This is a genomic window from Kitasatospora sp. NPDC090091 (assembly GCF_044747365.1).
Classification (GTDB): Bacteria; Actinomycetota; Actinomycetes; order Streptomycetales; family Streptomycetaceae; genus Kitasatospora.
In genome coordinates, this window is sequence record NZ_JBIVDY010000033.1 from 47,769 (window position 1) to 58,815 (window position 11,047).

At 76.4% G+C, this 11,047-nt stretch carries 8 protein-coding genes; all 8 read left to right on the plus strand.

The window, feature by feature from the left end; genetic code table 11:
• Window positions 1-187 precede the first annotated feature (187 nt).
• The 8 genes from ACIPSC_RS36345 (at window position 188) to ACIPSC_RS36380 (ending at window position 10,977) form a co-directional block, all read left to right on the plus strand.
• Window positions 188-3,001 carry a penicillin acylase family protein gene (locus tag ACIPSC_RS36345; protein ID WP_400833696.1) on the plus strand — a complete coding sequence of 938 codons (2,814 nt, stop codon included), beginning with the start codon at window positions 188-190 and terminating at the stop codon, window positions 2,999-3,001.
• 441 nt (window positions 3,002-3,442) lie between these two features.
• A complete protein-coding gene (locus ACIPSC_RS36350; RefSeq protein WP_400833699.1) occupies window positions 3,443-4,501 on the plus strand; it encodes a ketoacyl-ACP synthase III family protein in 1,059 nt (352 codons plus the stop codon).
• Complete coding sequence (locus ACIPSC_RS36355; protein WP_400833704.1) at window positions 4,498-6,156, plus strand: class I adenylate-forming enzyme family protein; 1,659 nt, start codon at window positions 4,498-4,500, stop codon at window positions 6,154-6,156. Before ACIPSC_RS36350 ends, ACIPSC_RS36355 begins: the two co-directional genes overlap by 4 nt.
• Window positions 6,146-7,567: a type III PLP-dependent enzyme gene (locus tag ACIPSC_RS36360; protein ID WP_400833706.1), complete on the plus strand. Its 1,422-nt coding sequence runs from the start codon at window positions 6,146-6,148 to the stop codon at window positions 7,565-7,567. The genes ACIPSC_RS36355 and ACIPSC_RS36360 overlap by 11 nt, the downstream gene beginning before the upstream one ends.
• A 5-nt stretch (window positions 7,568-7,572) precedes the next feature.
• Window positions 7,573-7,842, plus strand: a complete 270-nt coding sequence (locus ACIPSC_RS36365) for a phosphopantetheine-binding protein (protein WP_400833713.1) — start codon at window positions 7,573-7,575, stop codon at window positions 7,840-7,842.
• A 54-nt stretch (window positions 7,843-7,896) separates the two neighbouring features.
• Window positions 7,897-8,937, plus strand: coding sequence for a TauD/TfdA family dioxygenase (locus ACIPSC_RS36370; protein WP_400833780.1), 1,041 nt, complete (start codon window positions 7,897-7,899; stop codon window positions 8,935-8,937).
• Between the two features lie 177 nt (window positions 8,938-9,114).
• Entirely contained in the window at window positions 9,115-10,389 is a 1,275-nt protein-coding gene (locus ACIPSC_RS36375) for a hypothetical protein (RefSeq protein ID WP_400833719.1), read from the plus strand.
• A 342-nt stretch (window positions 10,390-10,731) separates the two neighbouring features.
• Window positions 10,732-10,977 carry an MbtH family protein gene (locus ACIPSC_RS36380; RefSeq protein WP_400833723.1) on the plus strand — a complete coding sequence of 82 codons (246 nt, stop codon included), beginning with the start codon at window positions 10,732-10,734 and terminating at the stop codon, window positions 10,975-10,977.
• Window positions 10,978-11,047 lie beyond the last annotated feature (70 nt).

An 11,047-nucleotide genomic window follows, 5' to 3' on the forward strand; every position in this document is an offset into this window, starting at 1 on the left:
TACGCCGGCCCTGCCCGTCCGCCGCGCCCCCTCTGCCCGCGCGCTCGCCCCGCGCCTGCCCTTCCGTCTGCCCGTTCGCTTGTCCCCGCCCGCTTGCCCCCCGCCGCCGTGCGCCCGCGCCTGCCCGCGCGCGCACGGCGGCACTTGCCATGGCCGGAATCCCGTCGAGACAAGGAAGCACCACCCCGTGACAGTCCAGACCGACACCACCGCGCCGGACGATCCGCGTCCGGCCACCGAACCCGTACCGGCCGCCGATACCGCACCGGCCGCCGAACCCGTACCGGAGGCCGCAGCCGCACCGGAGGCCGAGCGCACACCGGCCCCAGCCGCTGACACGCCCGACGCCGGCCCGCCCGCCGAGGCCGGGGCCGACGCCGCCCCCGCGCCGCGCGCACGGCGCCGGCGCGTGCTGCGGATACTCAAGCGGACCGCGGTCGTCCTCACGGCCCTGGTCCTGCTGGCCGCCGGCAGCCTGGCCGGCTACGCGTACTGGACGGTGCAGCGCTCGCTGCCGCAGCTCTCCGGTACCACCACCGTGCCGGGGCTGCACGGCGAGGCCCGGATCGTCCGGGACGCCTCCGGCATCCCGCAGATCTACGCCGACAACGCGCACGACCTCTTCCTCGCCGAGGGCTACGCCCAGGCGCAGGACCGGTTCTGGCAGATGGACGTCCAACGGCACGTCACCGCGGGCCGGCTGGCCGAGATGTTCGGCCCGAGCGAGGTGCAGACCGACAAGGTGGCCCGCACCTTCGGCTGGTACCGGGTGGCCGAGCAGGAGGTGACGATGCTGTCGCCGCAGACCCAGGAGTACCTGCGGGCCTTCTCCGACGGCGTCAACGCCTACCTCGGCCGGCACGAGGGCGCCGAACTGTCGGTCGAGTACCCGGTGCTCGGCTTCGTCGCCGGCGACTACCGGCCCGAGCCGTGGACCCCGGCCGACTCGGTCTCCTGGCTGAAGACCATGGCCTGGAACCTCAACACCGGCATGATCGACCAGTTCGAGCACGCGATGCTGCCCGCCGACCTGCCGGACGGGGCGTCCGACGACCTCTTCCCCCCGTACGACTACGGGCGCTGGACGCCCATCGTGCCCGACCGGGCGCCCGCCGCCCAGCCGGCGGCCGACCCTCGGACGGCCGACCCTCAGGCGGGACCCGCCGCCGCACCGGCGCCCACCCAGCCCGCACCGCCCGCCGTCCCCGCCGTCCCCGCCGCAGCCTCGGCCGCGCTGGCCGACAGCGCGGCGGTGCGCACCGTCCTGGCCGCCGTCCTCGGCCCGCAGGGCACCGGCATCGGCTCCAACTCCTGGGTGGTGGCCGGAAGTCGCACCACCACCGGCAAGCCGCTGCTGGAGAACGACCCGCACCTGACCCCCTCACTGCCGGGCATCTGGTACCAGGTCGGCCTGCACTGCACCCGGATCGGCCCGGACTGCGCCTTCGACGTCAGCGGCTTCACCTTCGCCGGCATGCCGGGCGTGGTGATCGGCCACAACGCCGACATCGCCTGGGGCTTCACCGACCTCGGCGCCGCCGACTCCGACCTGTTCGTGGAACGGGTCGACGCTTCCACCTACGAGCACGAGGGGAACCGGCTGCCGCTGACCCTACGCCAGGAGCGGATCAAGGTGGCGGGCGGACGTCCGGTCGACCTGACCGTCCGGTCCACCCTGCACGGCCCGCTGATCTCGGACGTGCTCAAGACCGCCGACGAGGTGGCCGACCGCGGCCGGGTGCCGGACGTCCCGCCGCACGGCGAGCAGGACGGCTACGCGGTGGCGATGCAGTGGACCGCACTCGACCCCGCCCCCACGGTGGACGCCCTCTTCGCCCTCGACCGGGCCAAGGACTGGAAGGACTTCCGCGCCGCCGCCGCGGTCTTCGCCTCCCCCGTGCAGAACATGATCTACGCGGACACCGCCGGCAACATCGGCTACCAGACGCCGGGCCGCATCCCCGTCCGCAAGGCCGGCGACAGCCGCCGCCCGGTGCCGGGCTGGACCGGCGCCTACGACTGGACCGGCTACCTGCCCTTCGACCAGCTGCCCACCAGCTTCAACCCGCCGGAGGGCTACATCGTCACCGCCAACAACGCGGTCGTCGGCCCCGGCTACCCGCACCTGATCGGCGCCGACTGGGGCACCGGCCACCGCAGCCGCCGGATCGGCGAACTGATCGAGCAGGCCGGCAAGCTGGACGTCGCGGCGATGGAGCGGATCACCCAGGACACCTGGAACGGCAACGCCGCCAACCTGGTGCCCCACCTGCTCCGGGTCCAGGTCGGCGCCGAGGCCGGGCCGGCCCGGGAGCTGCTGCGCGGCTGGGACTTCAACCAGGGCGCCGACTCGGCACCGGCCGCCTACTTCAACGCGGTCTGGCGCGAGCTGTTGAAGGAGGCGTTCACCGACCGGCTGAGCCGGGCCGGGGTCAAGGGCTACGCCTACCCGGACGGCGGCGGCCACTGGTTCGAGGTGGTGCGCGGCCTGCTCGACAAGCCGGACAGCCTCTGGTGGACGAGTACCGCCGACCCCGCCGTCCAGGGCCGCGACGCCATGCTGCGCCGGGCCATGGAGCAGGCCGCCACCGACCTGAAGAAGCGGCTCGGCGACGACCCGCAGAAGTGGCGCTGGGGCGCCCTGCACACCCTGACGCTGGAGAACCCCACCCTGGGCACCGCCGGGCCCGCCCCGCTGCAGTGGCTGCTGAACGCGGACCCGATCGGCGTCGGCGGCGGTACCGACACGGTGCTGGCCAACGGCTGGGACCCGAAGAAGGGCTTCGAGGTGATCTGGGTCCCCTCGATGCGGATGGTGGTGGACCTGGCGGACTTCGAGCGCTCGCGCTGGATCAACCTGACCGGCGCCTCCGGCCACGCCACCGCGGACACCTACACCGACCAGACCGCGCTCTGGGCCAGGGGCGACAGCCTGGCCTGGCCGTACGGGACGGCGGCGGTGGACGCGGCCGCCCGCGACCGCCTGCGCCTGACTCCCTGAGGCCGCGCCGCCGCGCTCGCCCCCGGAGCTCTCTCCGGAAGTCACTCCCGGTGCCCGGTCCCGCCTTCGGCGGGGCCGGGCACCGGCGCGCGACGGGGCCGGGGGCGGGCACCGGCGGCGCTCCGGGCGGGCTGCGGTGGTGCCCCGGGCGGGCTCCGGCGTGGCTTCAGCGCGTTGTCAGTGCGGCTTCAGTGCGGCTTCAGTGCGGCTTCAGCGCCGCTCCGGTCCGCTCCCCGTGGGCCGCCGGTGGGCGGCCCGTCCGCCGTCAGCGGCACCACCCCGGCCGGTCAGTCGGCCGTCCGTGCGCCGTCAGACGGCGGCCAGCGCAGCACCGACCGGGCGCCAGTGGAGGGCAACCGCGCGGCAGGCCGCGGGCGGAAGCATCGTCACCGACAGTCGCCCCCGGCAGAGCGCTGCCGCGGGGCCGGAGATCGGAGGGACATGCGCTGGGAGCAGGTGTACCTGGCCGGCACGGGTGTCTGGCTGGCCGACCGCGCGGACGCCGCCGCGGCGGTCGCGGCCGGTGCGTACGACGCCCGGGAGCACGCCGTCAACCGGATCGACTCGGTCAGCGCGGCCACCGCCGGCGGGCCGGACGACCTGGCACCGCCGGAGATGGCGGTCCGCGCGGCCCGCACCGCACTGCGCCGGGCGGGCCGCACGGCCGAGCGGATCGGCACCGTCTTCCACAGCTACCTGTGGTTCCAGGGTGCCGAGTTGTGGCCCGCGGCCGCGTACGTGGCGCAGCACACGGTCGGCCCGGCGGTGCCCGCCTTCGACCTGCTGCAGCAGTGCAACGCCGGGCTCGCCGGGATGGAGCTGGCGGCCGGCCGGCTCCGGGCCTGCGAGCCCGGCCGGGACGAGGCCGTGCTGCTGACCACGGCCGACCGCTTCTCGCCGCCGGCCTTCGACCGCTGGCGGGCCGAGCGGGGTCTGGTCTACGGCGACGGCGGCACCGCCGTGGTCCTGAGCGCCTCCCCCGAGAACGCGGTCGGCCGGCTGCTGGCCACCGCCACCCGGGTGGACAACTCGCTGGAGGGCCTGCCCCGGGGCACCGGGTTCCGCCCCGGCCCGGAGGCGGCGGACCGGCCGGTGGACCTGGGGGCGCGGACCGAGGAGTACTTCCGCACCCACCGCAACCTGCGGGCCGTGACGGTCCGGACGGCCGAGGTGGCGGCGGAGTCCATCCGGGCCGCGCTGGCCGAGGCCGACACGCCGATCGAGCGCGTCGCCCGGGTCGTCCTCAATGCCACCGGGCACCAGCGAATGCTCTGGCAGCTGGAACGGCAGCTCGGCGTCGACGAGAAGCGCTCCACCTGGGAATTCTGCCGCGAGGTGGGCCACCTGGGCGCCGGGGACCACATCGCCGGTCTGAACGAGCTGTTGGAGACCGGCGAGGTGGCCGCGGGCGACCGGGTCCTGCTGGTCGGCGGCGGCACCGGCTACAGCTGCACCAGCGCGGTCGTCGAGATCACCGAGCCCGCGGGCGGGTGCTCATGAGCACCCTCGCCGTGGGCGCGCCGGACGCCGCCCTCCCCGCGGGTGCGCCGGACGCCGCCTCTCCTGCGGGCGCGCCCGGCGGGGACGGCACCCTCGTCGTCGACCTGCTCGACGCGGCCGCCGCCGACCGCCCCGCCGGGCCGGCCGTCCGGGACGCCGGCGGCGCCTGGAGCTACGCCGAACTGGCCCGCGCCAGCCGCACGGTGGCCGCCTGGCTGCGCGGGCCCGGCGGTGTCTCGCCGGGTGACCGGGTGGTCCTGCGGCTGGGCAACCGGCGGGAGTTCGCCGCCCTGTACTACGGCGTGCTGCGCGCCGGCGCCGTCGCGGTGCCGCTGAACCCGGAGATGAAGTCCTTCGTGCTGCGCGGGGTGCTGGCGGACGCCGCGCCCGCCGTCGTGGTGCTCGACCCGTCCGAGGCGGAGCCGGTCCGGGAGACGGTCGCCGCGTGCGGTGCCCGGTCGGCCGGGCCCGCCGAACTGCTGGCCGAGGAGGGCGGCGCCGACCACGGCCCCTGGACCGGCCAGGGACAGGGCCAGAGCCAGGGCCACGACACCGGCACCGGCACCGGCACCGGCACCACGGCCGGACGCGCACCGGACGGACGGCCGTCCGCCGACGCGGTCGCCCAGCTGATCTACACCTCCGGCAGCACCTCCGCGCCCAAGGGTGTGGTCTGCACCCACCGCCAAGTGGTCTTCGCCGCCCGGGCGATCGCCCGCCGCCTCGCCTACCGTCCGGACGACGTGGTGCTCGCCGCGCTGCCGCTCTCCTTCGACTACGGCCTCTACCAGCTCCTGCTGGCCGCGATCGGCGGAGCCGAGGTGGTACTGGCGGACGCGGCCGCCCCGGTGCGGGCGCTGACCGCGCTGCGCGAGCGCCGCGCCACCGTCGTCCCGGTGGTGCCCTCGCTGGCCGAGATGCTGTGCCGGCTCGCGGTCCGCGGCACGCCGCCGGACCACGTCCGGCTGTTCACCAACACCGGTGCCGCGCTGTCCGGTTCGACCATCGAGGCGCTGCGCGCCGGCTTCCCGGGCGCGGCCGTGGTGGCGATGTACGGGATCACCGAGTGCAAGCGGGTGACGATCGCGGAGCCCGATGCCGACCGGGAGCGCCCCGGCTCGGTGGGCCGGGCACTGGACGGCACCACGGTCGAGGTGCTCGACGAGCGGGGCCGCGCGCTGCCGCCGGGCGAGGTGGGCGAGATCGTCGTCGGCGGCCCGCACGTGATGTCCGGCTACTGGAACGCGCCCGAGCTGACCGCCCGCCGCTACCGCCCAGATCCGGGCACCGGTCGGATCCGGCTGCACACCGGCGACCACGGCCGGCTGGACGAGGACGGGCACCTCTACTTCGCCGGGCGCCTCGACGACCAGTTCAAGCGGCGCGGCGTCCGGATGGGGACGCCGGAGATCGAGGCCGCCGCCCTGGACGTGCCGGGCGTCCTGGCGGCGGCCGCGCTGCCGCCCCGGGACGGGCAGGACCTGCGCCTGGTCGTCACCTGCGAGGAGGGCCTGACCGCGCGCCGGGTCCTCGACGGACTGGAGCAGCGGCTGGAGGCGGCGAAGGTGCCCGCCGCCTGCCGGGTCCTGGCCCGGATGCCGCTCACCCCCAACGGCAAGATCGACCGGAAGGCGCTGGAGACCGATGCGCACTGACCACTCCCCCACCCCCGGCCGGGCGGCCGTCGCGGACCTGCCGGCCGAGGACCTGCCGCCCGAGGACCTGCCGCCGGCGGAGGACGTACTGGCGGCCGAGCTGGTGCGCCGCTACGGCAGCCCGCTCTACGTCTACGACCTGGACCGGGTCGCCCGGGCCGCCGCCGACCTGCGGGCGGCCCTGCCCGAACGCGCCCGGCTCTACTACTCGTTGAAGGCGAACCCGCACCCCGGGCTGGTCCGCACCCTGCGCCTGGCCGGCTGCCGCCCGGAGATCTGCTCGACCGGCGAGCTGACCGCCGCCCTGGCGGCCGGCTTCGACGGGGCCGACTGCCTCTACGGCGGCCCGGGCAAGACCGCCCAGGAGCTGCGCGAGGCCCTGACGGCCGGGGTTCGGACCTTCTCCGTCGAGTCGCCGGCCGACCTGCGCCGGGTCGGCGCCGAGGCCCGGGCCCTCGGGGTCACCGCGCGCTGTCTGCTGCGGATCAACGGCACCGGCGCGGGTGCGGGCGTCGGCCTGCGGATGACCGGCGGCGCCTCCCAGTTCGGCCACGACATCGCGGACGGCCTGCCTGACCTCGCCGAATTCACCGGGGAAGGCACGGAGTTGTGCGGCCTGCACTTCTTCCCGCTGACCAACGCGGCCGACCCGGCGGGGCTGCTCGCCGAGGCGGTCGCCTCGATCCGCACGGCCGCCGCACTGGAGGCCCACTGGGGCCTGCCGCTAAGGATGCTCGACCTCGGCGGCGGCTTCGCCTGCCCGTACGCGGCGCCGGGCGAGCGACCGCGCTACCAGGCGCTGCGAGGACCGCTGACGGCCGCACTGGACGAGCATCTGCCGGGCTGGCAGGGCCGGTTGGAGCTGGCCTTCGAGTCCGGCCGCTACCTGGTCGGTGACAGCGGGCGGCTGATCTGCACCGTCACCGAGGTCAAGGAGAGCCGCGGCACCGCGTACGGCGTGCTGGACAGCGGGATCAACCACCTCGGCGGGCTCTCCGGGGTCGGCCGGCTGCCCTCGCTGCGCGCCGAACCGCTGCGCCTCGCCGGCTCAACGGCCGCCGCCGACGGGATGGTCGAGACCCGGCGGGTGGCGCTGGTCGGACCGCTCTGCACCCCCGCCGACGTGATCAGCCGGGCCGCCGAGACCGTCCCGCCGCGAGCGGGCGACCTGCTGGCCGTGCCCAACGTCGGCGCGTACGGCGCCACCGCGAGCCTGCTCGGCTTCCTGAGCCGCCCGGCCCCGGCCGAGGTCACGGTGCGGGACGGCCGGGTGGTCGGCGCCGACCGCCTCGTCCTCCGGCGCGAACCGCTGCCCGGCCACCAGACCCCCGAGCCCGTCGACCACCCCACCGAACACCGCCCCGTCGAGCCCCACCCCACCGAACACCGCCCCACCATCACGAGGAGCTGAACACCTTGACCACGAAAGCCAGTTGGGACGAGCGCTACGAGGCCGTCCTGACCGACCTGATGCCCCGGCTCGCCGAGGAGCGCCCGCTGCCCGCCGACCGCGAGCTGCGCGCCGCCGGACTCGACTCGATGGCCACCGTCGAACTGCTGGTGCGGCTCGAAGAGGCCTACCAGGTGGCCATCCCCGACGAGGAGTTGGGACCGGAGGCCTTCGAGACCGTGGGCAGCCTCTGGGCCGTGGTCGCCGGGCAGCTGGACGCGGCCGCCCCGCGCTGACCGCCCGCCGGCCGGCCCCCACCGGCCGAGCGCCCCCGAACACTTCGAGAAAGGCTGACAGCTGTGCCGGTTTCACCGGACATCGAGATCTCGGCACCGGACCTGGTGCTGACCGGGGCCGAGAGCGCCGCGACCGAACGGGTCGCCGCACTGCTCTGCGGCCCGCCGGAGGCCCTGGTCGACGAGCCCGCCTGGGTGGCCGCGGCCCGCGACCGCTGGGAGGACCTGCCCGCCCGGCTGCGGCGCGCCCTGCGCGCCTTCCGCCGCGACCCCGGACCGGGCGGCGCGCTGCTGGTGCGCGGACTCCCGGTCGCCGCACCCGCGCTCGGCCGCACGCCGCTGACCGGCGGTTCGGTGCAGCGCACGGCCACCGTGCCGGCCGCGGTGCTGATGCTCGCCGCGTGCGGGCTCGGCGACCCGGCCGCCTTCCGCCCGGAGAAGACCGGCGCGCTGGTGCAGGACGTCGTCCCGGTGCCCGGGCAGGAGGAGTTCCAGGGCAACGCGGGCTCGGTGCTGCTCACGTTCCACAACGAGAACGCCTTCCACCCGCACCGGCCGGACTTCGTCATGCTGCTCTGCCTGCGTGCCGACCCGGACGGGCTCGCCGGACTGCGGACCTCCTGTGTGCGCGAGGTGCTGCCGCTGCTGGACGAGCGGACCCGGAGGGACCTGCGGCGCCCGGAGTTCCGCACCGCGCCGCCGCCCTCCTTCGGCGCCACCGACGGCCCCGCCGAGCCGCACCCGGTGCTCGGCGGCGCACCCGAGGACCCCGACCTGCGGGTGGACATGGCCGCCACCGAGCCCCTGACCGAGCGAGCCGCGGCCGCCCTGGACGAGCTCCAGCGGCTCTTCGAGCGCACCGCCCGGACCGCCCGGCTGGAACCCGGCGACCTGGCCGTCGTCGACAACCGGATCACCGTGCACGGACGCACCGCGTTCAGTCCGCGGTTCGACGGCACCGACCGGTGGCTCCAGCGCACCTTCGTCCTCGCCGATCTGCGCCGCTCGCGCGCGCACCGGGCGGGCGACGGCTATGTGCTGGCCGACCCCGCCGAACCGGCCGACCCGGCCGAATTCGCCGAGCAGACCGTCTGACGGCCGGTCCGCCGCAGCGCGTCCACCGCAGCCGTCCACTTCACCCCGCAGCCTGGCCGGCGCGGACCTCCCGGTCCGCGCCCGGCCGGGCTGTGCCGTCCTGCCCGCAGGCAGCCGCCCGCGGCACCGCCCCACCGGGCCGTTCCCGGCCCGGCCGACCACCGAACGGAGCGCCCCGTGACCACCGCCCTCTCCACGGCCCCGGCCGCCGACGCGGCCACCACGCCCACCGCCGAGACAGCCCCGCCGACCCCGACGTCCATACCTGGCACCGCCCCCGCCACCGCACCCGAGGCCGCCCCCACCGTCGATCCGGCCCGCGCGCCCGGTGTCGGCGGCCCGAGCCTGGCCGCCGCCCGGCCGGACCGGGCCGATGCCGACCCGCGCCGCGCGTTGGACGAGCTGGCCCGCTGGCGGGCCGGCGGCCGGGCCGCCGACCGGTTCCCGTACCGCGCGGTGCTCGGCCACTACCGGGCGGTCGGCAAGAACGCGGTGGGCGCCGAGCTGCTGACGGCCCTGCGCGCCGTCGAACCGCCCCGCACCGGGACCGCCGACCCGGCGGAGCGGCTGCTCGCGGACTGGCTGCCCCAGGTGGTGGACGGCCGGGAAGGCGACTACGACAGCTATCTGGGGAGCCCGGTCTACGCCTCGTCGGCGGTGGCCGGGGCGGGCACGGCGCAGGTGATCACCGCCCTGCTCGCCGATGTGGTGGCCGTCGAGGCCGCCACCCTCGCCGGCGCCCCCGCCGGACTGGCCCGTACCCGGGCCGCCCTGCGCGCCCTCACCGCGGCGGCCGGACTCCCGGCCGAGCACGGCGCCCCGGCCGAGCCGGCCGAGCTCGTCCACGCCTGCGCCGAGGCGGTCGCCGCGGCCCGGGGCGCGGTGCCCGCCGGCGTGCTCCACGCGGTGGAGCTGACGCTGACGCCGACCACCACGAGCCACGACGAGCAGATGTTCATCCGGGTGATCCAGATCTTCGAGGCGGTCTTCGCCGCGGTCGCCGACGCCGTGCGGGCGGCCACCGAGGCGGTGGCCGCCGGCCGGACCGACGCCGTGCGGGAGCTGCTGGCGGAGGCCGCCGGGCAGGTCGCCGGGACGTCCGCGGTGTTCCGGGTCCTGACCACGATGCCCAGGGACGCCTTCGCGGTGATCCGGGCCAACACCGACGGGCGGAGCGCCGTTCAGTCCCGGGCGTACCGGACCGTCGAGCGGTCCTGCCCGGCGCTGCACCGCGCACTGCTGGACAGCGGCCTTCCGCAGGGCGAACTCATCCCTGTCATGGCCGAGTTGGACGACGCCTGGGGGGCGATGAAGCGCACCCACTGGGGCATCACGATGAAGATCATCGGAATGGTCCGCGGCACCGGCGGCACCGCCGGCGCCTCCTACCTCCGCGAGGCCGCCGAGGCCCGGCTCTTCCCCGACCTCGACCGGGCCCACCAGGGCGGCTGAGCCGGCGCCCGGCGGCCGGCCCGCACCGGCTCCCGGGGCCGGGCGCCGGCGCCCGGCCCAGGACAGGGCCGAGGGCTTCAGCCGGCGTTCAGTGAGCCGTCAGTGCGCCTTCAGTGCGCCGTCCGTACGGCGCCAGCCCGGGCCCGGTCCCGCGCCGGTGGGCCGCCGGTCGGGCGCCGGAACCGCATCCGCCTCCGCCCAGGCCGGGCACAGGGCGCGGTCAGGGCGGAACGACAGCATCGAAGACAGGTCGGCCGGCCCGTGCGGCCCGCAGCGGCCGACGACCGGGACCCCCGTCACCGGAACCACCCGAACACCCATCCATCGGATCGGAGCACAGCCATGAGCAACGAGGACACCACCGTCTACCAGGTCGTCGTCAACCACGAGGAGCAGTACTCGATCTGGCCGGCCGACCGGGACCTGCCGGCCGGCTGGCGCGCCGAGGGCCCCCGGGGCGAGAAGGCGCACTGCCTGGCCCACATCGACGAGGTGTGGACCGACATGCGGCCGCTGAGCCTGCGCCTGGCGATGGCGCAGCAGGCCGCCGAGACCGCCGAGGCCGACGTGGTCCCGGCCGCCGGCTGAGCGGGCAGCGGCCGGCCGGACCGGCCGCCGACAACGGCAGACACAGGGCATCGGACACCGAACGGTGAGG

What these genes read in the sequence shown, in the direction of transcription:
- ACIPSC_RS36350 (WP_400833699.1), top strand. Translation starts at nt 3,443, where the DNA reads ATGCGCTGGGAGCAGGTGTACCTGGCCGGCACGGGTGTCTGGCTGGCC.
- ACIPSC_RS36355 (WP_400833704.1), top strand. Translation starts at nt 4,498, where the DNA reads ATGAGCACCCTCGCCGTGGGCGCGCCGGACGCCGCCCTCCCCGCGGGT.
- ACIPSC_RS36360 (WP_400833706.1), top strand. Translation starts at nt 6,146, where the DNA reads ATGCGCACTGACCACTCCCCCACCCCCGGCCGGGCGGCCGTCGCGGAC.
- ACIPSC_RS36380 (WP_400833723.1), top strand. Translation starts at nt 10,732, where the DNA reads ATGAGCAACGAGGACACCACCGTCTACCAGGTCGTCGTCAACCACGAG.